Annotated in this window: 26 protein-coding genes; 5 read left to right on the top strand and 21 right to left on the bottom strand. The window is 63.5% G+C overall.

Going from position 1 to position 21,104, the window contains the following annotated elements; genetic code table 11:
• Positions 1–8: 8 nt before the first annotated feature.
• The 6 genes from nifB to JQ592_RS26150 all read right to left on the bottom strand — a co-directional run bounded on the left by nifB (position 9) and on the right by JQ592_RS26150 (position 4,828).
• A complete protein-coding gene (nifB, locus tag JQ592_RS26175; protein WP_211405658.1) occupies positions 9–1,571 on the bottom strand; it encodes a nitrogenase cofactor biosynthesis protein NifB in 1,563 nt (520 codons plus the stop codon).
• A gap of 290 nt (positions 1,572–1,861) precedes the next feature.
• A complete protein-coding gene (locus tag JQ592_RS26170) occupies positions 1,862–2,728 on the bottom strand; it encodes an SIR2 family NAD-dependent protein deacylase (RefSeq protein WP_211405657.1) in 867 nt (288 codons plus the stop codon).
• Positions 2,728–2,949: a putative nitrogen fixation protein NifT gene (gene nifT / locus JQ592_RS26165; RefSeq protein ID WP_211405656.1), complete on the bottom strand. Its 222-nt coding sequence runs from the start codon at positions 2,947–2,949 to the stop codon at positions 2,728–2,730. Before nifT ends, JQ592_RS26170 begins: the two co-directional genes overlap by 1 nt.
• Positions 2,946–4,142: a cysteine desulfurase NifS gene (nifS, locus tag JQ592_RS26160; RefSeq protein ID WP_211405655.1), complete on the bottom strand. Its 1,197-nt coding sequence runs from the start codon at positions 4,140–4,142 to the stop codon at positions 2,946–2,948. Before nifS ends, nifT begins: the two co-directional genes overlap by 4 nt.
• A 29-nt stretch (positions 4,143–4,171) precedes the next feature.
• Positions 4,172–4,465: a NifU family protein gene (locus tag JQ592_RS26155; RefSeq protein WP_211405654.1), complete on the bottom strand. Its 294-nt coding sequence runs from the start codon at positions 4,463–4,465 to the stop codon at positions 4,172–4,174.
• Positions 4,466–4,507: 42 nt separating this feature from the next.
• Positions 4,508–4,828, bottom strand: a complete 321-nt coding sequence (locus JQ592_RS26150; RefSeq protein ID WP_080136068.1) for an iron-sulfur cluster assembly accessory protein — start codon at positions 4,826–4,828, stop codon at positions 4,508–4,510.
• A 336-nt stretch (positions 4,829–5,164) separates the two neighbouring features.
• Here JQ592_RS26150 and JQ592_RS26145 point away from each other — a divergent pair, with 336 nt between their 5' ends.
• Positions 5,165–5,755, top strand: a complete 591-nt coding sequence (locus tag JQ592_RS26145; protein WP_211405653.1) for a hypothetical protein — start codon at positions 5,165–5,167, stop codon at positions 5,753–5,755.
• Between the two features lie 10 nt (positions 5,756–5,765).
• Here JQ592_RS26145 and JQ592_RS26140 read toward each other — a convergent pair whose 3' ends face one another.
• A complete protein-coding gene (locus JQ592_RS26140) occupies positions 5,766–6,170 on the bottom strand; it encodes a Rieske (2Fe-2S) protein (RefSeq protein WP_211405652.1) in 405 nt (134 codons plus the stop codon).
• 249 nt (positions 6,171–6,419) lie between these two features.
• On the opposite strand from JQ592_RS26140, the gene JQ592_RS26135 reads away from it, so the two are divergent.
• Entirely contained in the window at positions 6,420–6,869 is a 450-nt protein-coding gene (locus JQ592_RS26135; RefSeq protein WP_211405651.1) for a hypothetical protein, read from the top strand.
• The gene (locus tag JQ592_RS26130; RefSeq protein WP_246820674.1) at positions 6,869–7,183 is read left to right on the top strand and encodes a hypothetical protein; all 315 of its coding nucleotides are present in this window, start codon (positions 6,869–6,871) and stop codon (positions 7,181–7,183) included. The genes JQ592_RS26135 and JQ592_RS26130 overlap by 1 nt, the downstream gene beginning before the upstream one ends.
• A gap of 25 nt (positions 7,184–7,208) precedes the next feature.
• Here the strand turns inward: JQ592_RS26130 and hspQ are convergent, their stop codons facing one another.
• The 9 genes from hspQ to nifD form a co-directional block, all read right to left on the bottom strand.
• Positions 7,209–7,526: a heat shock protein HspQ gene (hspQ, locus tag JQ592_RS26125; protein ID WP_211405649.1), complete on the bottom strand. Its 318-nt coding sequence runs from the start codon at positions 7,524–7,526 to the stop codon at positions 7,209–7,211.
• 17 nt (positions 7,527–7,543) lie between these two features.
• Positions 7,544–7,831, bottom strand: coding sequence for a ferredoxin III, nif-specific (gene fdxB, locus JQ592_RS26120; RefSeq protein ID WP_188096640.1), 288 nt, complete (start codon positions 7,829–7,831; stop codon positions 7,544–7,546).
• Between the two features lie 13 nt (positions 7,832–7,844).
• Entirely contained in the window at positions 7,845–8,045 is a 201-nt protein-coding gene (locus JQ592_RS26115) for a CCE_0567 family metalloprotein (RefSeq protein ID WP_028137114.1), read from the bottom strand.
• Between the two features lie 9 nt (positions 8,046–8,054).
• A complete protein-coding gene (locus JQ592_RS26110; protein WP_211405648.1) occupies positions 8,055–8,525 on the bottom strand; it encodes a NifX-associated nitrogen fixation protein in 471 nt (156 codons plus the stop codon).
• An 11-nt stretch (positions 8,526–8,536) separates the two neighbouring features.
• Entirely contained in the window at positions 8,537–8,932 is a 396-nt protein-coding gene (nifX, locus tag JQ592_RS26105; protein ID WP_211405647.1) for a nitrogen fixation protein NifX, read from the bottom strand.
• A 22-nt stretch (positions 8,933–8,954) separates the two neighbouring features.
• Entirely contained in the window at positions 8,955–10,337 is a 1,383-nt protein-coding gene (nifN, locus tag JQ592_RS26100; protein ID WP_211405646.1) for a nitrogenase iron-molybdenum cofactor biosynthesis protein NifN, read from the bottom strand.
• A gap of 10 nt (positions 10,338–10,347) precedes the next feature.
• Positions 10,348–12,015 carry a nitrogenase iron-molybdenum cofactor biosynthesis protein NifE gene (gene nifE / locus JQ592_RS26095; protein ID WP_211405645.1) on the bottom strand — a complete coding sequence of 556 codons (1,668 nt, stop codon included), beginning with the start codon at positions 12,013–12,015 and terminating at the stop codon, positions 10,348–10,350.
• 117 nt (positions 12,016–12,132) lie between these two features.
• Entirely contained in the window at positions 12,133–13,692 is a 1,560-nt protein-coding gene (nifK, locus tag JQ592_RS26090) for a nitrogenase molybdenum-iron protein subunit beta (protein ID WP_211405644.1), read from the bottom strand.
• 78 nt (positions 13,693–13,770) lie between these two features.
• Positions 13,771–15,273, bottom strand: coding sequence for a nitrogenase molybdenum-iron protein alpha chain (nifD, locus tag JQ592_RS26085; RefSeq protein WP_211405643.1), 1,503 nt, complete (start codon positions 15,271–15,273; stop codon positions 13,771–13,773).
• A 442-nt stretch (positions 15,274–15,715) separates the two neighbouring features.
• On the opposite strand from nifD, the gene JQ592_RS26080 reads away from it, so the two are divergent.
• Positions 15,716–16,153, top strand: a complete 438-nt coding sequence (locus JQ592_RS26080) for a response regulator transcription factor (RefSeq protein WP_211405642.1) — start codon at positions 15,716–15,718, stop codon at positions 16,151–16,153.
• A 25-nt stretch (positions 16,154–16,178) separates the two neighbouring features.
• Positions 16,179–16,622, top strand: coding sequence for a SufE family protein (locus JQ592_RS26075; protein ID WP_211405641.1), 444 nt, complete (start codon positions 16,179–16,181; stop codon positions 16,620–16,622).
• 13 nt (positions 16,623–16,635) lie between these two features.
• On the opposite strand, the gene JQ592_RS26070 is transcribed toward JQ592_RS26075, so the two are convergent.
• The 5 genes from JQ592_RS26070 to JQ592_RS26050 all read right to left on the bottom strand — a co-directional run.
• Positions 16,636–16,974 (bottom strand): nitrogen fixation protein NifZ, encoded by a 339-nt coding sequence (locus JQ592_RS26070; RefSeq protein ID WP_211405640.1) that lies wholly within the window; start codon positions 16,972–16,974, stop codon positions 16,636–16,638.
• On the bottom strand, positions 16,971–18,212 hold the full coding sequence (locus JQ592_RS26065) for a cysteine desulfurase (RefSeq protein WP_211405639.1): 1,242 nt from the start codon (positions 18,210–18,212) through the stop codon (positions 16,971–16,973). The genes JQ592_RS26070 and JQ592_RS26065 overlap by 4 nt, the downstream gene beginning before the upstream one ends.
• Positions 18,213–18,216: 4 nt before the next feature.
• Complete coding sequence (gene sufD, locus JQ592_RS26060; RefSeq protein ID WP_211405638.1) at positions 18,217–19,536, bottom strand: Fe-S cluster assembly protein SufD; 1,320 nt, start codon at positions 19,534–19,536, stop codon at positions 18,217–18,219.
• 4 nt (positions 19,537–19,540) lie between these two features.
• Positions 19,541–20,299: a Fe-S cluster assembly ATPase SufC gene (gene sufC, locus JQ592_RS26055; RefSeq protein WP_211405637.1), complete on the bottom strand. Its 759-nt coding sequence runs from the start codon at positions 20,297–20,299 to the stop codon at positions 19,541–19,543.
• A gap of 34 nt (positions 20,300–20,333) precedes the next feature.
• The coding region (locus JQ592_RS26050; protein ID WP_211405636.1) for a SufD family Fe-S cluster assembly protein at positions 20,334–21,104 on the bottom strand (771 nt) is incomplete at its 5' end.

The raw sequence follows: 21,104 nt of genomic DNA, 5'->3' as shown, positions 1-21,104 counted from the left end.
GTCTCTCCTCAAGCTGCCGAAATCAGCGCACCCTGGCGGATGGCGGCATCGCCGCGCTCAACGTGCTCGATCTCGCCGCTGTTGACCTTGTCGAGATAGGCCTTGAACCATGCGATCGCGGACTTCTCGATGAACTCGTGGGCGTATTGATCGACCGGCTCGATGCCGGCCTTGATCAGGTCGCCCTTCGGGCAGCCGCCGATCTTGGCCACGAACACCGCGTGGCAGTCGTTGATGGCGCGGATGATGGTCTCCAGGCTGTCCTCCTCGCCATAGCCGCCCTGGCAATAGAGGTCGACGCGGCGATGACCGACGAATTTCGCACCTGCGGTGGAGAGCTCGTAGACCTGGAACTCCTTGGCATGGCCGAAATGCTCGTTGATCAGGCCGGAACCCTTGGTCGCAACCGCGGCCAGCACCTTGATATCGCTGGATGCACCCGCGAGCTCGGCGAGTTCCTCCTGCTTGGCCGCGACCTTGGCGACCCGCTCCTCCTCGACCTTTTCCTGATAAGCCTTGCGGGTATCGGCGTCGTATTTCACCTCCATCGCCATGATCTTTTCGGTGGTGAACTCTGCGCTGCGGTCTTCTCCGAGCAGGCCGACCGCGTCGGCGCGACATTGGCGGCAGTGCCGCATCATATTCATCTCGCCTTCGCAGGAATCCTGCAGCGCCTTCAGCTCCTGCGCCGTGGGGCCACGCTGGCCGTTCAGACCAAATACCGTGCCGTGCTCGGGCGAGGAGATCAGCGGCATGATGTTGTGCAGGAAGGCCCCGCGCGACTTCACGGCTCTGTTGACCTCGACCAGATGCTGGTCGTTGATCCCCGGGATCATCACCGAGTTGATCTTGCAGAGGATGCCGCGCTCGGTGAGCATCTCGAGGCCCTGGAGCTGCCGATCGGTGAGGATCTTGGCGGCCTCGTAGCCGGTGTAGCGTTTGTGCTTGTAGAAGATCCAGGGATAGATTTTTGCGCCGATCTCCGGATCGACCATGTTGATCGTGATCGTGACGTGATCGACGTTGAATTTTGCGATCGCGTCGATGTGGTCTGGCAGAGCGAGCCCGTTGGTCGACAGGCAGAGCTTGATGTCCGGCGCGGTCTGGCTGATCAGCTCGAAGGTCTTGAACGTCTTCTCCGGGTTGGCAAGTGGATCGCCGGGGCCGGCAATGCCGAGCACGGTCATCTGCGGGATGGTGGAGGCCACAGCCAAAACCTTCTTGGCGGCCTGCTCGGGCGTCAGCTTCTCGCTGACCACGCCGGGGCGCGATTCATTGGCGCAGTCGTATTTCCGATTGCAGTAGTTGCACTGGATGTTGCAGGCCGGCGCGACCGCAACATGCATACGCGCGTAGTGATGATGCGCCTCCTCACTGTAGCAGGGATGGTTCTTTACCTTCTCCCAGATCTCGGTCGGCAGGTCACCCTGGCCGGCCTGCGATCCGCAGCTTGCCTTGCCACTGCCGCCCGTCGTACCGCAGCCTTTGTGCTCGGCGATGGCCTGCATGATCTCGCCGACGTCGTCGACATTGCCGCTGCTGCTCGCGTCGTGTTGCGCTGAAACGTCCATGTGCTCAGTTCTCCTTGCAAGCCGAACAGATTTTGCGGGGCTCGGATTTCGAGAAGCGTCCTAAGAGTCGTTCTAGAAAGGTATTAGCAACCCGCATGCCATCGCCGCGCCCGCGACTTTCTTCGCTTGCTTCAAGGGGTTAGCGCACTCACGGAAGAGTGTCGGGTTGTCAACGCATGTTGGAAAGGTGACAGACGCGACATCGTCGATGAGATGCGTCGATGCACGCGCGATCTCCGCGCGAAGACCATTCGCGCGGAGATCGTCAGATCGACGACTCGATGGAGGATTCAGCCCGCCAGCACGATCTCGATTGCGCGCACAAGCGGGATTGCAAGTGGAGTCAGGCCCTGGCTCACCAGGAAGCGCAGCTCGTTCTTCGACAGCGCGTCGGGCTCGACAACGGCATAGTGGGTGTCGGTCGATCGCTTCGAGACCTGTCGCGCATAGGTGCGCAGCAGTTGGTCGTTGAAGCGACAGCCGAGGAACAGGAAGCTGCGGCCCGTGCGCCGCGCCTTCACCTCGTCCGGAATCGGCGTCTGGATGTCGATCTCGGTCAGCACCTCGACATAGTCGGCATCGGAGATCAGAAAGTTCTTCGCCGGCGCAACGCTGCCGTGAGGCTTGTAGAGGATCGTGGTCCAGTCCCTGGCCTGCGTGCGGTCAACCTCCTGGCCGGCGGCAGCGTAGAACCGGTACCAGCGGTCCTCGCCGATGCCGGCGCGGGTGATGCCCTGGATCTCGCCCCAATCGCCGCGCTCCGCGAGTGCACTTCGCATCGCGCCGTCGTACCAGCTGTCGACGATCAGCGGCAGCGGCATGGTGGCGAGATGGCGATGCAGCGCCGTCGGTGCCACCGGACTGGCAAACGCATCCGCCATCAGCGCCGTCACGGTGGCTCGGTGCCTGGTGCTTTCGATGTGCTGCGCAGAGGCCCAGGCATTGCCGCGGGCACGGCGCGGCAACGCGACCTTGGTGCCGAAATATGCCGCGAGCGCTTCCGGGTTCATCGGCACGGAAGGCACGGCGAGTTCGGCGACACCTGGCCCGAGATAGGGAATCACGTCGCCACGGCGCAGCCGCGCGACAACGCCGCCAAGGATGGCTTCGGCATCTGCGGGGTTGGCAAAGTCGATCTGCGGAACCGGTGCGTTCATCACTCGTCTCCCTCTCCGCCGCGCTTCCTGGCGTTGATGGTGATCGGCAGGTTGGTATCGGCGGCCATCTGCGGCAAGTCGAGCACCCAGCCATTGGCGATCTTGATCCAGCCGCCCCACAGCGTCTCATGCTCGGATTCGACGATCGGCTCCTCGAGATCCTTCTTCGGCACATAGATCGACAGGCCGGTCTCCGGCGAACGACGAATCATGACTTTCATGAGCTGAGCTCCTCGGTAAGAGAGGTGTCGCTCGCGCGCTCTTGCCACGAAGGAGACAATGCTCTCAGTTTCGATAGGATATCCGGCAGCACGTGCAGGACGCGGTCGATCTCGTCTTCCGTGGTTTCGCGGGACAGCGAGAAGCGGATCGCGCCGCGCAGCGCTTGCGGCGGCACGTTCATTGCGCGCAGCACATGCGATGGCTCCATCGATCCGGAAGCGCAGGCCGATCCCAACGAGGCAGCAATGCCGGCGCGGTTCAGATGGTGGATGATCGCCTCGCCCTCGATGTGCTCGAACGCGATGTTCGACGTATTCGGCAGCCGGCTCTTGACGTCGCCGAGCACCATGCAGTGGCCGAGCTGAAGGATCCCCTGCTCCATCCGGTCGCGTAGCGTAGCGACCCCAGTTCGCTCCTGCTCCAGTTGCGCCGCGGCGAGCTCGGCTGCCTTGCCGAGACCGACGATGCCGGGAACGTTCTCGGTGCCGGCGCGGCGGCGACGTTCCTGCGGGCCGCCCAGGATCAGCGGCTTGAATTTCGTGCCCTTGCGCACATAAAGCGCGCCGATCCCCTTGGGACCGTGCAGTTTGTGGCCGGAGAGCGAGAGCATGTCGATCTCGGTGGCGTTGAGGTCGATCGGAATCCGTCCGACGGCCTGCACCGCATCGGTGTGAAACAGTGCGCCGGCTGAACGGGCCATCTTGGCCAGGAACTCGACCGGGAAGACCGTGCCGGTCTCGTTGTTGGCCCACATCACGGACGCGATCGCGGTGCGCGGGCCGAGCGCACGCCGAAAGGCGTCGATGTCCAGGCGGCCACGTGTATCCACTGGGATGAGATGGCTCTTGATGCCGCGGCGGGCGAGATCCTCGACCAGCGACAGCACGGCAGGATGCTCCACCGCGGTGGTGACGAGCTCGTCGCGCCCCTCCTGCACGGCGAGCGCCGACAGGATCGCAGCGTTGTCGGATTCTGTGCCGCCCGAGGTGAAGACAATCTCGTGATCGAACGCTGCGCCGATCAGGCCCTGTACGCTGCGCCGCGCCTCCCTCACCGCCTGCGCGACGTCACTGCCGAAAACATGCACTGAGGACGCATTGCCGAACTGCTCGGAGAAGAACGGCAGCATCGCCGCGACGACGGATGGGTCCGTGCGGGTCGTCGCGTTGTTGTCGAGGTAGATCGGCCGCACGGAATCCCTCTCTCGGTGTCGGGGCCTGCTCAGTGACGGGGCTTGGCCGCTCCGGCAACGGGAATCAGACGGACAAACTCGCCGAGCCGTTCGATCAGGCGAGCCTGGATGCCCTCCAGCGTCGCGCTCGCGAGCTTGCAGAACACGCAGGCCCCGGTGAGCCTGACCATGATCTTGTTGCCGTCGATCTCGAGCAGCTCGCAATCACCACCGTCCCGCTTGAGATTAGGTCTGACCTCGTCGAGCACGGCGCGAATGATGCGCTCACGATCGCCGGGTTCGGCGGCCGGCGCCTGCTTGAGATGTTCGGATTCGACGAGCATTTCAGATTTCTCTTTCTTGCGGATTGGATCGAAGGGGATGGTTCAGCTGAACGACTTGCCGCAGGAGCAGCTCGACTTCGCGTTGGGATTGTCGAAGGTGAAGCCGGAGCCTTCCAGTGCGACGACGAAGTCGATCGTGGTGCCGTTGAGATGCTCGTGGCTCGCATTGTCGACGAACACCTTCACGCCGCCTCGCTCGATCACGGTGTCGTCGGGCTTGGCCTCTTCGGCGAGACCCATCATGTATTTGAAGCCGGCGCAGCCGCCGGTTTCGACCATGATGCGCAAGCCGCTCGCCGGCTGTGCCGCGGAGGAGATCGCAGTCTTCACCGCATTCACCGCGCTGTCCGTCAGGTTGATCATCGCTCGCCCTCGCTGTCTGGGTCTGTCGCAATGAGAGATCGCAAGTCCCGTGCCAGAGCGCATATGTCTGAAACCGCTGCGTTTTCGCGATAGCCGAGCCTGTTGTCTTTGCGACGCTTGTCGGGTTTGCGACATGCGACCATGGCGACGCCGGGACAGGGGGAATGGCAAACCTATACCGGGCGATGCACAACGGCCGCACTAAAGCAGTCCGGATTCCCGCTGCATTCGAACTTTGGACGCATACGCGTGCGGTCGGCAAACTCCTTGCATAAGGGCCATCGAAACCTTCGCGCCGGCCGACAGCCGCGCTGCCAACAAGACCAGGAGAAATCCATGACGTCGATCGACAACACCGCCCTTGGCCGCCTGGACAAGGAGGGCCGGCTCCTGAACGCGGTGCTGAAGGGCGACACCACCAAGCCCGGGCGCTTCGGCTTTCGCGGCGACATCGCGCTGAAATTCCAGGCCCAGGTCGCCGACGAAAAACGTCCGCCGGACTACTCGATCGAGCAGGTGCTGACCGTGGCGCAGGAGGGCGAACCGACCATTCCGGTGCTCGCCGGGTACCTGCACTCCTTTGCCTATCTCGCCGACGTCGCCAAGGTGCTGGACGGCGCGCTCAGCCCGAAGGGCAGCTATTTCATGTTCTGCAACAACATCGACTTCCTGGCGAAATACCGCACCAGGATCGGCGACATCGAGTTCCGGGTGCTGCCCTGCGATGAATCGACGGTCTGGAAGGAGATGATGGACCTTGCCGGCGTCGACAAGAACGACATCAAGAAGCTGGATACCGCCGGCAAGCTCGACTACCTGCTCGACGCCGCAAAGGATCTCGACGGCTCCTATACCGAGATCTCCTTCGAGGAAGGCGTCGCCAAGATGGAGCCGGTGAAGAACCGCAACGAGAACCGCCCGGTCTGACGCATCCGCGTCAGACTTCCTCTTCGCAGGCCGTCTCGTCGTCCTCGACCAGCGTCACGCCGGTGATGCAGATATCGCCGTCGAGGACAGCAAGTGCGATCGGCGTCAGGCTCTCGCCCTTGCATGGCCCGTCCACGCAATGGCCGGTGCCGAGCTCGAAGGTGGCGCCGTGCTTGCCGCAGAGCAGCCGAGTGCCATTCCCGTCGAGGAACTGGTTGCGCTCCCAGTCCAGGTTCACGCCATTGTGTGGGCAACGGTTGAGATAGCCGAACACCTGCTTGCCCCAACGCACGATCACGATCGGCCAGGGCCGCGGTGCGCCGTCCTCGCCGACGATCATGAGATGGAAGCCGATCGCCCGCTGGCTCGGAATGTCGTTGAAAGCGCAGATCGCATAGGCGGTATTCTGGTCCATGCTGTCCTCGTTTGCGGTCGGATATCTCGAACGCTGCAAGAATCGCGCTAGGCGCTGCGTCCCGTTTGTTCTGTACGGAATCCGACATAACGACGCCGTTGCTACGACGACCCGACCTAGCTCGGCATACCGGCGCAGATTGCAGGCCGATTCACTCGGATTCGGCGACGTCGTGGCCCTCGGCACGCACGCGCGAGGTGGCATGGAAATTGATGTTGTCCAGTCAGGCCCGCTGGCATGGAGAATGACATGAACGTCGCGTCCGAATTCACCGCCTGCTCGGAAGACGAGATCAGGGCGTTGCTCGATGGCGGCACGTTGACCGTCTATTCGGTCGCGCGCCCGATCACCGCCGATCGCCCGGTCGATCGCAGCGGCGTGCTGGCAACCTTCAAATTCGCCAGCCCCGCGTTCAGTGGCGATGCTGCCGGCGCGGTCTTCGCGGCCAATCCCGTGCCCGCAAGCAGCGTCGGCACGCCGGGCTTTGCCCGCGCCTGCAAAGCGGACGGCACCGTGGTAGCGGATTTTTCCGCCGGCCCCGGCCCACGCGAGATCAAGTTCGCCGAGGTCTCCTGCTCGCAAGGTGCGCCGGTGAAGATCATCGCGTTCAAGTTCATCGCCGAAGGCGGCTGGCCGGAACGACCCGACTATTACGACGCACATCCCCGTCCCGGCTTTGCCATGCCAATGGTGCCGTGATGGCGATACTGGTCAAGACCACGCAGGACGGCCGCAAGCTCGAGGTGGTTGGACTTGCGATCACACTGGGCGGCAAGCTCGAGGCGAACGAGCTGATCGAGGTGAAGGACCACCCGTATCGCCGCGCGATCCGAACCGCCGCGCCGGAGGCGACCCACATGGCCGGCCGCGTACCCCTGACCCGCCAGGAAGCCGACATCGTGCTCGCCGCATTCAAGCAGGCGGAAGCCGACATGCTCGCCAATCCGGTCGCCATCCACGAACGGTTCCGGATCGCTGCGATGATGAAGGCGCGCGAGCAGGGGATCGAATAGACCGTGCCGCGGCGCCCGTCTCGCGTCAGTTCATCACGTGCCTGCGCCGGCGATAGCCGCCCGCCTCGCCGACCTCGAACATGGCCCCGATCCCAGGATGGCTGACGGGCTCGCCGGAATCATCGGGCTCCAGGTCGCGTTCCGCAATACAGGCCACATAGGGGACCTCATCGTCTTCGGCGAACAGCCGGTAGACCAGGCCCGTCGCCGCGCCGTCGGGCACTGGCTCGCCATCCGTGCCAGCGAACGACGTATCGACGTCGAAGATGACACCGCGCATCGCGTAGAGCCGGTGGCGGATCACCTGGCCGATATTGTACCTGGCGAACCGGGTCTTGCTCATCGCTGGTCCCGCACGCCTCAGGCGGCCGCGGGAGCGTGGGTCTGGCAGTTGGTCGGACAGACCCGCGCGCAGGCACCGCAGCCGATGCAGGCGCCGTCGTCGTTCATCACCATGACCTTCTTCTCGACCTCGTCATCGTCGTCATCGAGGTCGATCATCTCACCGTCTTCGTTGATGCCCTTGAGCGTCATGACCTCGCGGCCGCACACCTTGTAGCAACGGCCGCAGCCGATACACTTCTGGGCATCGATCGACACCAGATAGTCCGGCTTCCAGTCGCGGCCGTCGCGTGTTGCGTAGGACATGGTCGGGGTCCGGTTATGCCTTTTCCAGCGTCTTGAGGTCCTCGCGCTTGCGCTCGAGCTCGGCAAAGGCGTCGTGGGCCTTCTGCGCCACGCTCAGGATCGAGGTCCAGTTGATCGGAAGCTCCTCCGAAAGATCGTGGAGGTCCATCTTGGCCTGCGTGGCCTTGGCCGACAACTTCTTGATCTCGGCCTTCAGGGTTTCAAGATCGCTCATGCTCAAACCTCAATAGTTCGCCACATCTGGAAATTTGCGGATCATCTCGACCCCGCTTGCGACGTATTTGTCGCCTTCGGCCGCGAGCTTGCCGAGATTGTCGAAGCCGAAGCGGTGCACGTCGCGGAGCTGCTTGTTGACGACGATCAGCCGCCCGCCGATGAGGACCATGCGGCCGAAGCCTTCATGGTGCATCTTCAGCATCGGCGAGATCATCACGCCGGTCGCCTTCTCGATCGAGAGCGCGACCGCGTTGAAGAACAGCTCCATTCGCCAGATCGTGTCCGGATCTGGATCGCCGACGATCGGCAGGGCACGGCGCTTCTCCTTGTCGAGGATATAGGGCTCGAGCAGGTCGAGGTCCTTCTTGCCTTCCCAGGCACCATGGGTGTCCTGGGCCCGCCAGATCTTGACGAGCTCTTTGACGAACGGCGTCTCGGCCGCGGCGTCCGGTTGGATCAGTTCAGCCGCTTCAGTCATGGCGGTTTCCTTCAGTCTTCGAAATCAAAGCTGCGTTCCTGCCCTTTGGCGAGCACCTTGCGCAGCCACGGCGGCGGCGAACCCTTCAGCACGTCTTCGAGCTTGACGCAGAGGTCGTCGATCGCCTCGGGCTGCGCCACCTTCATCGGGTGAATGTTGTTGGCGACGACCCGCGCGGCGCCCGAGCCGCCGATTGCTGCGACATAGAGGATCACGCAATCCTTGATCGCCTCGATCTTCGGCGCCAGCTTGTCCTCGTTGCCGTCCTCCTTGAGATCGCCGTCGAACTGGATGGCCTCGACGAAATGATGGCCATCCGGATTGACGTCGTAGATGGCGATGTTCTTGGCCCAACCGAAATGCGCATCGACGCGCTTCAGGTCCTGGGTGGCAAATGCGACTTTCATCGGTCTGGTCCCTCTTCTTGCGTCAATGCAGTTGTGGCGGGACGACCTCAAGGCCGCTCTCCGTGGTCCGCCAGGTATCGGGCGTTGGCTGGTGGTTGGCCTCGCGGTCGCCGATGACGAGATTGGCGAGATCGAACACCAGATCGCGCGTGCCGCGGTAGCCGACCGACAGCTGGTGCCCGGCGCCAAGCCGGTCGAACATCGGAAAGCCCGCGCGATAGAACGGGATCTTCAGCCGCGAGGCCGCCTGGCGGCCGTGCGAATGGGTGATGAGGAGATCGCAGTCGCGGGCCTTGGCGAGTTCTTCGAGATCCTCGAGGTCGCCGATCAGGACCTCCTGCGTCTTGACGCGCTCGAGCACAGGCGAGACCGTCGTGGTCACGGCGACCGCGACCTCGGCCCCCATCTCGTGCAGCATGCTCGAGAGATCGAACAGCAGGTCCGGCTCGGCGCCGATCGCAAGCTTGCGGCCGCCGATGTGGAAATGCGTGTCAAGCATCGCATCCGCAAGCTGGCCGCGCTGGCGGCGATATTTTGACGGCACCGGCCGGCCGCTGATCTCGCTGAGGAAGGCGATGAATTCGTCGTTGGGGATCAGGCCACAAAGCCGCTCGAACAGCCGGAACGGCACACCGGTCTTCTGCTGCATGGCTTCCGCCGCGCGCTTCATCTGCGCGCCGATCGCGATCGTCCAGCCCGCCTGCCCCATGGTCGCGATCTCGTCGACCCCGATGCCGCCGATCGTGGTGGGCGTGAATTCGTCTGGGATGTGGCCGTCGAGCGACCCGGCAAGATCCGGCAAGAACGACGGCTTGAGCCCGAAATCCTCGATGATCGTGCGCAGTTCGTCGAGATCGCCGGGCGTAAGATGGCAGCCCGGCAGGACGTTGACGCGAACCGGGTCACGTGCAGTGCCCGCCTCGACGGGATCGACCAGCACCTCGACCATGCGCGCCACGGTCTTCTCCCAGCCGTCCTGGAAAGCGTCCTTGAAATCGGGCGTGGAGACGTAGACCAGCGGGAATCTTTCGAGTTGCGGATGCTTCTGCCGGATCAGGCGGATGAAGCCTTCGACGTCGTCGCCCTTGGTCTCGGTGACCCCGGTCGAGTTGATGCCGATGATCTCCGGCTTGGTGCGATTGTAGATGTTGAGGATCGCCTGCTCGACATTCTCATAACCGCCGAGCACGGTCGCGACCTCGCTCATCGCGGTGGTCTGCATCGGCACGGCTTCCTTGAAGTGCCGCACGAACAGCGTCAGGCCGAACGAGGTGCAGCCTTGCGAGCCGTGCAGCAGCGGCATCGCGCCGCGCAGGCCCATGAAGGCGAAGGAGCCGCCGATCGGCTGGCTCATCTTGAGCGGATTGACCGAGCAGGCCTTCTTCGAGGTCGTGACGATCGCCATCGGCTGCGCCCTATTCCGCCGCCTGGAGGACCGGCGCCGGCTGCGCAGCGAGGATGTCCTCGATCCGTCCCTTGCAGGCGCCGCAGCCGCCTGAGGCGTTGGTATGCTCCTTCACCCCGTCGACGGTGGAGAGGCCGTGGGCGACGATCGCATCCTCGATGCTGCCGAGGTCGACGGTCTTGCAGTGGCAGATCTTCCTGGCGCGCCGCGCGGCCTCGGCGAGCGCCGGATCGGCGGCGATCTCGGCTGCCTGCGCATCCATCTGCGCGATCGCCTTCGCCTGCCAGTTCACGCCCGCATCGTCCCATGGCGCCGGACGGCGGAGCTGCGCCCACATCGGATTATAGAGCGCCTTCTCGATCTCCTCCATGAGCTTGACCATGCCGATATAGCCCATATAGCCGTGGCAGCGCTCCTGGTTGATGTCGAGCCACGGCATCGCCGCCTTCAGTGCGACGAACTGCGACTTGCCGCCGGACAGCATGATGTCGGCGCGCGCGTCCTTCAGCATCTTGTACATTTCGCGCGGCGTCATGTCCTCGATCATGTGGGCGTCCTGTCCCATCAGCTCCTTGATCCGCTCCTTGTCCTCCTTGGTGGACTTCTTCACGGAAGTGCCGACGATCTCGAGCCCCGCCTCCTGAAGCGCCGCAACCACCGACCACGACTTCACGCCGCCGGTGATCAGCAGCACCTTCTTGTCCTTGAAGCGTGGCTTGAAGCGCTCGATCGCGGCCCAGGCCTTGGCCTCCTCCCGCGCAATTACCGCCTCGGTGCGGTCCATCAGCTCCGCCGGTGCGCCGCGCTCGATCAACATGCGCGCGATCTCGCGCAAGGAATCGCTGGAATCCTGGATGCCGTAGAACGATCCCTCGAAGAACGGGATGCCGTAGCGTTCCTCCATCTTGCGGGCAACGTTGATCATCGCCTTGGAGCACACCATCATCGCTGCTTTTGCGCGATGCGAATAAGCAAGCTCGCGATATTTGCCGTCGCCGGAGATGCAGGACAGGATGCGGATGCCGAGCTCATCGAGCAGCGGCTTGATCTGCCAGAATTCGCCGGACAGATTGTATTCGCCGATAATGTTGATGTCGTAGGGCGTGGTGTAATCCGGCTCTTCGGTGCCGATCACGTGCTCCAGCAGCGCCTCGCCGGCGAGCTTGTTGCCGAGGTTCTTCGGGCCGACGAAGCCCGGCGAATTGACGGGGATGACCGGCTTGCCGAACTTGGTCGCCGCCGCCTTGCAGACGGCGTTGATGTCGTCGCCGATCATTGCGGGCACGCAGGTCTGGTAGACAAAGATCGCCGGGGGATCGTATTTCTCGATGACCTCCTTGATCGCCTTGTAGAGCCGCTTCTCACCGCCGAACACGATATCCGTCTCGTTCATGTCGGTGGTGAAGCTGCGCCGCCAGAGATCGGAGCCTGAAGAGGCAGATCCCCGGTTGTCCCAGGAGTTGCCCTCGCAGGCGATCGGGCCGTGGACCAGATGGGCAACATCCGTGAAGGGCTGGAGCGCGATCTTGGCGCCGTCGAAGGCGCAACCGCCGGCGGCCCCGCCCGGCTGGAGCTGCTTGGTGCAGCCCTTCTTACGCTCGGCTTCGGTCTTGTTGGCGTTCTTGCCGCAACCCGGCTCGTTGAAGACGTCCTGGATGGTGGCCGACAGCGAGCTCATTCGTCTCTCCCGTTCCTGGACCCGCTGCGCGAGCGCTCTTGCCCCGCAGTCTCGATCGCGCTGGCTAGACTTGTCCCCTGCCGCCGCCGTTCCGGCGGCGGCAGATCTTTCGCGACATCAGCGGATGATGTCGAAGCTGTAGTCGGTCTTGGCGGGCACGTTGGTGTTCTTGTCGATCTCGTCGAAGATCTTGTCGAGGATCTTCACCAGCACGTTCATGCCGCCCTGATAACCCCACACCGGATAGCGATGGTGGTGGTGGCGGTCGAACACCGGGAAGCCGATGCGGATCAGCGGCGTGCCGGTGTCGCGCTCAAGGTACTTGCCGTAGGTATTGCCGATCAGGAAATCGACCGGCTCGGTGAACAGCAGCGAGCGCATGTGCCAGAGATCCTTGCCGGGATAGGCATGGCAGTTCTTGCCGAACGGCGAGCTGGCGAACAGCGCCTCCATCTTCTCCGCCCAGGCCTTGTTGCCGTTGGTGGAGAGAACATGGGTCGGCTCGGCGCCGAGCTCGAGCAGGAAGGCCGCAAGCCCGTAGCAGAGGTCCGGATCGCCGTAGATCGCGAACTTCTTGCCGTGGATATGCGCGCTCGAGTCGGCCATGGCGTCGACGAGCCGGCCGCGCTCCTGCTCCAGCGCCTTCGCGATCGGCTTGCCGCTGATGCGCGACAGCGTCATCAGGAAGTCGTCGGTGGCGCTGACGCCGACCGGGTGGTTAAAGGCCGCGACCTCGTGGCCGTGGTTTTCGATGAACGGCAGCGTCTTCTCGGTGCAGTATTGCTGCATGGAGATGGTCGCCTTGGCGTGGATCGCGTTCGCCGCGTCCTCCAGCGTGGTGCCGCCGTCATACATGCGGAACTCGCCGTCGGTGGGGGTATCGAACACGTCGCTGTTATCGGCGAGGATCGTGTATTCGATTCCCATCAGCTCGAAGATGCGCTTGATCTCGCGGATGTTGCCGACGGTGTACCCGTCGAAGCCGCCGATGAAGTTGATCTTGCCGTTCTCCTTGCGCTCGAGCTTGGGCGCGGTGCCGGCCTTGCCGTCCCAGAAATGCTCCAGAATGCCCTTCAGCGCGTTATCGTAGCCGGTCACGTGGCTGCCGACGAAGGCCGGCGTATGGGCGAAGGGAACGTCGTACTCCGCCGGAACCGATCCCTTCTCCTTCGCTGTCTTGATGAAGGCGTTGAGGTCGTCGCCGATCACTTCCGCCATGCAGGTGGTGGAGACGGCGATCATCTTCGGCTTGTACATGTTGTAGGTGTTGGCGAGGCCGTCGATCATGTTGTTGAGGCCGCCAAACACTGCCGCGTCCTCGGTCATCGAGGAGGAGACGCAGGAGCTCGGCTCCTTGAAGTGCCGCGACAGATGGCTGCGGTAGTAGGCGACGCAGCCCTGGGAGCCGTGCACGAAGGGCAGCGTGCCCTCGAAGCCGACCGCCACGAACACCGCGCCGAGCGGCTGGCAGGCCTTGGCGGGGTTGACGGTCAAGGCCTCGCGAGCAAAATTCTTCTCGCGGTATTCGGGCGTCTTGGCCCATTCCCTGATCCGCTCGACTTCCGCAGGATCATGCGGATTCTCGAACAGCGTCTTCTTGTTGGCCAGCATCTGCTGGTATTCGGGACCTCGGAACAGCTCGAAGTGATCGAGCACGTGTTCGGCATTCTGTGTCATCGTGGCACCTTGGTTGGATGTCGTGTTCGATCGCCTGCCCCGGCTCCTCCCCGAACGGGAGGAGTCGGGCCTTGCTGTTTATTCCGCCGCCATCAGGCTCGGCCGCGGGGCATCCTTCCAGGGTGCCTTGGTCTTCTTCCAGATCGGGGAGTTGATCGCCATGTCCATGTCGCGGGCGAAGATCGCGAACCCGTCGTAGCCGTGATAGGGACCGGAATAGTCCCAAGAGTGCATCTGACGGAACGGCACGCCCATCTTCTGGAAGACGTACTTTTCCTTGATACCGGAGCCGACCAGATCCGGCTGGATCTTCTCGACGAAACGCTCGAACTCGTAGCCGGTGACGTCGTCATAGATCAGTGTGCCGTCCTTGACGTAGTGCTGGGCGGTGCGCTGGTAGTCGTCGTTGTGGCCGAACTCGTAGCCGGTGCCGACGACCTCCATGCCGAGGTCCTCGTAGGCCCCGATGACGTGGCGGGGACGCAGGCCGCCGACGAACAGCATCACGGTCTTGCCTTCGAGGCGCGGACGATACTTCGCAATCACCGCATCCATCAGCGGCTGATATTTCGCGATGACGCGCTCCGCGCCCTCCTTGATCTTGTCGTCGAAGAAGCTGGCGATCTTGCGCAGCGATTCCGCGATCTTGGAGGGGCCGAAGAAGTTGTATTCGCACCAGGGAATGCCGAACTTCTCTTCCATGTGACGGGAGATGTAGTTCATCGAGCGGTAGCAGTGCAGCACGTTGAGCTTCGCCTTGGGGGTCGCCTCCAGCTCGGCGAGGCTGCCGTCGCCAGACCACTGCGCGATCACCCGCAGGCCCATCTCTTCGAGCAGAATACGCGAGGACCATGCGTCGCCACCGATGTTGTAGTCGCCGATGATCGCAACGTCATAGGGTGTGGACTCGAACGCCGGTTTGGCATCCGGGGAGACCTTGTCAAAAATCCAGTCGCGCACGGCGTCGTTGGCGATGTGGTGGCCGAGCGACTGCGAGACGCCGCGGAAACCTTCGCAGCGGACCGGGACGATGGTCTTGCCGTCATACTCCTTGGACTTCACCTTCGACACCGCCTCGATGTCGTCGCCGATCAGGCCGATCGGGCATTCAGACTGGATAGTGATGCCGTGGTTGAGCGGGAACAGCTCCTGGATCTCGTCGATGATCTTGGCGAGTTTCTTGTCGCCGCCGAACACGATGTCCTTCTCCTGAAAGTCGGAGGTGAACTGCATCGTGACGAAGGTGTCGATGCCGGTGGTGCCGATGTAGTAGTTGCGCCGTGCGGCCCAGGAGTACTGGCCGCAGCCGACCGGGCCGTGGCTGATGTGGATCATGTCCTTGATCGGCCCCCACACCACGCCCTTGGAGCCGGCATAGGCACAGCCGCGAATGGTCATCACGCCGGGGATGGATTTCAGGTTCGACTTGACGCCGCAATCGGACTTGCCGGCCTCGTGCACGTTGAGGTGCTTGGCGCGACGCTTGGCAGTCTTCTCCGGATAGACCTTCAAGACTTCGTCGATCAGTTGCTTGTTGCGGGCCTTGATCTCCGCGACGCTCTGGGTGGTTGCTAGGCTCATACGAATATCCTTCGGTTATCCCTGTGCGAGGGGTCGGACGCCTCCTCCGAAGCGCCTGATAGACGATCGACAGGCCTCACAACGCGACCTGTCCCGGTTCAGTCACTCTGCTCTCCTTCGGCCGATTGCCCTCAACCGGCGCGCCGCTCTCGCGATCTCTTTGCGCGAGGTCGCCTTGCAGAAGGACTTTTGCAACGAGTGTGCCAGCGCCCGCCGATTACGAAAAATGAAGCGATTGGAGAGAGATAGCGCCGCGCCGCACCTTTGTTGCAAACCCGACATCGCTTCATGCCGACATGTGCGTGCACGGACGGCTGTTCGAAACAAAACAATGCGCGCGTCGCCAAATGGCGCCGAATATGCACTTTCCTGCACGACAGCACCGGTCCGCGCCGCGGTATGGAGCTTGCTTGATGCCTCTCACCTACGCATCGAGGCGCTCATGCAGTCCGAGACGAGATTTCACCCAACCGGCGAGCCGACGACCGTATTCGTGATCGAGCGCGAACAGGTGGTGCGATCGGCGCTAGACTTCATCCTGCGCGATCGCTACCGGACCTGCGCGTTCGCATCCCTCGACGAGGCATTGGCTGCCGTCACGGATGCGCCCGATATCGTGCTGCTCGGGAGCTCGTTCCTGCAAGGCCAGCGGGACCTGCTCCCGGCCGTGCTAGCTACGCGGTTCAGTAGCGCCGCGATCCTGGTCATCGCCGATAGCGACGGTGCCGCCGCTGCTCGGCACGCTCTCGAACGCGGCGCGCACGGCATCATCGGCAAGCCGATCTCGTTTGATACGGTTTGCGACGCGGTCGAGCGGGCGCTCGCCGGCGGCATTCCCCGCGGCAAGGCCTCGCGCCTCGCCCGCACGTCCCTTGGCTGACGCCGCCCCATCCCGGAGACCGTCCATGACCCCATCTCAGCCTGCGCCGATTGACGACATCATCGAGAATTTCTCCCTGCTCGAGGACTGGGACGACCGCTATCGCTACGTGATTGAGCTCGGTCGCAAGCTGACACCGTTTCCCGAAACGGAGCGCACGGATGCCAACAAGGTGCAAGGCTGCGTCAGCCAGGTCTGGCTGGCAACCACCATCGCGCACCAGAACGGGCAACCGTTCCTCACGTTCATCGGCGACAGCGATGCCCACATCGTCCGCGGCCTGGTTGCAATCTTGATCGCACTCTTGTCGGGACGGCCGGCCTCGGAGATCTCAGGCGAGAATCCCCTCGCGTTGTTCGAACGGCTCGGGCTCGGCGAGCACCTGACGCCCCAGCGGTCGAACGGTTTCCGGTCGATGGTCAAGCGGATGCACGCTGATGCGACGGCCACACTAGCGGAAACAGTGTGATATCCGCCGGGCCTCAGGCGACGTCGAACGCCGTTCCCATCCGCTTCATCTCGCTGCCCTGCATGATCACGAACACCGAGCGGGCCACGAACTCGACCGTGTAGTAGACCTCGCCGAGGAAGCGCCAGCTCTCGCGAACGACGCCGGCGTCGCCGGGATGCACCAGCGGCTCGCCGATGTCCTTGTGCGGATACATGCCGTCGTTCCTGATCAGGGCCGCCGCGCGGACCGGCTCGCCGGGCGAAAACTCGCCGGTGAACCGCCGCTCCATGTTCCGCACCGCACGGCGTCGATGGGCATCGCAGACGATACGGGCCACAGGCCGTGGTTTGGTAGCGATCTGGTCGCTCATGAGAACATCTCCTGGGCCTTGACCAAGGCCTCGGCCAGGGCGTCGACCTCTTCCATGGTGTTGTAGAGCGCGAAGGAGGCGCGGCAGGTCGCGGTCACGCCGAAGCGGTCAAGCAGCGGCATCGCGCAATGGGTCCCTGCCCGCACCGCAACGCCGGAGCGGTCGATGACGGTTGCAAAGTCATGGGCGTGGGCATTCTTCATCTCGAACGACACGACCGGCCCCTTGTCGGCGGCCGTCCCGATGATCCGCAGCGAATTGATCCCGCGCAGCCGCTCCTGGGCATAGGCGAGCAAACTGCCTTCGTGCCTGCGGATCCGCTCCTTGCCGATCGACTCGACATAGTCGATGGCGGCGCCGAGGCCGATCGCCTGCACGATCGACGGCGTACCGGCTTCAAAGCGGTGCGGTGGCTCACCATAGGTGACGGCGTCGCAGGAGACCTCACGGATCATCTCTCCGCCGCCGTTGAAGGGTGGCATGGCCGCCAAATGCTCGTATTTGGCATAGAGCGCGCCAATGCCCGTCGGCCCATACAGCTTGTGCCCGGTGATGACGTAGAAGTCGCAGTCGATATCTCGGACATCGACATCCATGTGGACTGCCGCTTGCGAGCCGTCGACCAGGACGGGAATCCCGCGCGCATGCGCCAGGCGAACGACCTCCTTGACCGGGACGACGCTGCCCAGCACGTTCGACATCTGGGTGATCGCGACAAGCCTGGTCCGCGCGTTCAGCAGCTTCTCGAATTCCTCGATCAGGAAATTGCCGTCGTCGTCGACCGGCGCCCATCTGATCACGGCGCCCTGTCGTTCCCGCAGGAAGTGCCACGGCACGATGTTGGCGTGGTGCTCCATGATCGAAAGCACGATCTCGTCGCCCTCGCCGATGCGCTCGCGGCCGAACGTCTGGGCCACGAGATTGATCGCCTCCGTGGCGCCGCGGGTGAACACGATCTCCTCACGCCGCTCCGCGTTGAGGAACGCCGCGACCTTGTCGCGCGCCCCCTCGTAGGCCTCGGTGGCAGCGTTGGCGAGGTAATGAAGGCCGCGATGGACGTTGGCGTATTCGCTGGTATAGGCCTGCGTCAGCCGGTCGAGCACCACCCTCGGCTTCTGGGCCGAGGCCGCATTGTCCAGATAGACCAGCGGCCTGCCGTGCACCTGCATCGACAGGATCGGGAAATCCTGACGAACGCGGGTGACGTCATAGCTTCCATTGCTCACCGCCGGATGCATGACCTTATTCCCGTCCCTTGAGCCAATCGTGCATCGTCCGCGACAATGCATCGCGCAGATCCTCGCGCGCGACGGCGTCGATCACCTCGCCGACGAAGGCCTGGATCAGCAGCGCTTCGGCTTCCTTCTCCGGTATGCCACGGGCCATCAGGTAGAATTTCAGCTGATCGTCCAGCGCGCCCGTCGTGGTGCCGTGCCCACACTGCACGTCATCTGCGAAGATCTCGAGCTCCGGCTTGCAGTTGGCGACGGCCTCGTCGGACAGGAGCAGCGCCCGCGCCATCATCCTGGCATCGGTCTGCTGTGCGCCGGGATGCACCGTGATCCTGCCCTGGAACACCGCACGTGCCTCGTCGTCGACCACCGCCTTGAACACCTCGCGGCTCTGCGAGCCTGCGGCTGCATGATCGACGGTGAGCGTGATGTCGGCATGCTGGCGGCCGGACAGAAGGCTCGCCTGGTGCACGCTGGTGATGGTCCCCTCGCCGGCGAGTCTCAGGAAGAGCTGGTTGCGCACCACGGCACCGCCTGTCGTGAACCCGAATTCACGGTAGTTCGCGCCCGCACCGATCGACGCCTCCAGCGTCGTGACATGCAGTGCGGCCGCACCTTCGCTCGTGATCTTGATGTGATCCAGGCTGGCCTTGTCACCGACGTCCATCTGCAAAGCCGCATTGACCTGGTAGTCGGACTGATCCGGTCCTTCATGCGTCTCGACCAGCGTCAGCGAGGCACCGTTACCAAGCTCCAGCCGCGACCGTGTAAACATCGCCGCCGGCGCAGCACCCGTCGTCACGAAGACGAGATGGATCGGCCGCTCCACGACGACATCGGCGGCAACCGTGATCACGACGCCGTCGCCGGCGAGCGCGGTATTGAGCGCCGCAACCGGATCGGCCCCAGCCATGCCAAATGGGAGAACCATTTCCTCCGTCCCCAGAGCCTCGACCGTCGCACGAATGGCGACACCGGCTTCGAGAGCAGCGAGATCGGAGAGTTCGGGCACGAAGGCGCCGTCGACAATCAAGAGCCGCCGAACGTCGAGACCGGCGAACACCGCCCCGGCCCCGCTGGCCGCGGTTTTGGCGGCTGCATCAGGCCGCGACGCCAGAGGCTTGGCATCTCGCACCAGGCGCCGTAGGTCAGTGTACTTCCACGCCTCAACGCGGGAATTGGGCAACCCCTGGGCCGCGAAGCGATCGAAGGCATCAGACCGTATCGCCTCGATGCTGCTCCCCCCGGGCAGGTCCTTGCGCACAGCCGCGAACAGATCGGCAAGGCCGATTTCGGCGGCAGTCTTCACGGGACGGATCTCGGCATTCATGGGATCACGCCGCTTCGCTCTGGTACTGCGCGTAGCCCGTCGCCTCCAGCTCGAGCGCGAGCTCCTTGCCGCCGGTCTTGACGATGCGTCCCGCCGAGAGCACGTGCACGACATCAGGCACGATGTAGTCGAGCAGTCTCTGGTAGTGCGTGATCACGATCATGCCACGGTCGGTCGCGCGCAGGCGATTGACGCCGTCGGCGACGATGCGCAGCGCATCGATGTCCAGGCCCGAATCGGTCTCGTCCAGCACGCACAGCTTCGGCTCCAGGAGCGCCATCTGAAGCGTCTCGTTGCGCTTCTTCTCGCCGCCGGAGAAGCCGACATTGAGCGGCCGCTTCAGCATCTCCGGGTCGATGCTGAGCTGCTTGGCAAGCTCGCGCACCCGCTTCAGCACGTCGGGCGAAGACAGCTCGTCCTCGCCGCGCTTCTTGCGCTGGGCGTTGAGCGCGGTCCGCAGGAAGGTCAGCGTGGCGACGCCGGGGATCTCGAGCGGGTATTGAAAAGCCAGGAACAGCCCCTTGGCGGCCCGTTCATCGGGGTCCATCGCAAGCAGGTCCTCGCCGTTGAAGAACACCTCGCCGCCGGTGATCTCGTAACCCGGCTTGCCCGACAGCACATAGGACAGCGTCGACTTGCCGGCGCCGTTCGGGCCCATGATGGCGTGGATCTCGCCCTTGTTCACGGTGAGGTCGAGGCCGTTGAGAATCTGACGGCCGTCGATTTCGGCCTTGAGCCCGCGAATGTCCAGGAGCGCCGTCATCACACTTCTCCTTGCCTGTTGGGTTCGAAGATGGTCATCCGACGCTCCCTTCAAGCGAGATCGAGATCAGCTTCTGCGCTTCGACCGCGAATTCCATCGGCAGCTGCTGCAGCACGTCCTTGACGAAGCCGTTGACGACGAGGCCGACGGCTTCTTCCTGCGAAAGGCCACGCTGGATGCAGTAGAACAGCACGTCCTCGGAGATCTTCGACGTGGTCGCCTCGTGCTCGAACGTTGCCGAGGAGTTCTTGGCCTCGATGTACGGCACGGTGTGCGCGCCGCATTTGTCGCCGATCAGCAGCGAATCGCAGGCGGTGAAGTTGCGCGCGCCGGTGGCTTTCCGGTGCGCGGTGACGAGGCCGCGATAGGTGTTCTGCGACTTGCCAGCGGCGATGCCCTTGGAGATGATGCGGCTCGACGTGTTCTTGCCGAGATGGATCATCTTGGTGCCCGAATCGACCTGCTGGAAGCCGTTCGAGATCGCGATCGAGTAGAACTCGCCACGTGAATTGTCGCCGCGCAGGATGCAGCTCGGATATTTCCAGGTGATAGCAGATCCCGTCTCGACCTGAGTCCAGGAGATCTTGGAGTGGTTGCCGCGGCAGTCGCCACGCTTGGTGACGAAATTGTAGATGCCGCCCTTGCCTTCCGAATTGCCGGGGTACCAGTTCTGCACCGTCGAATATTTGATCTCGGCGTCATCGAGCGCGACGAGCTCGACCACGGCCGCGTGCAGCTGGTTCTCGTCGCGCTGCGGCGCGGTGCAGCCTTCGAGATAGGAGACGTAGGAGCCCTTGTCGGCGAT

This window comes from Bradyrhizobium iriomotense, from assembly GCF_018129405.1.
Taxonomy (GTDB): domain Bacteria; phylum Pseudomonadota; class Alphaproteobacteria; order Rhizobiales; family Xanthobacteraceae; genus Bradyrhizobium; species Bradyrhizobium iriomotense_B.
Note: the sequence above shows the minus strand (reverse complement) of the source record. Positions and strands in the feature narration are given on the sequence as shown.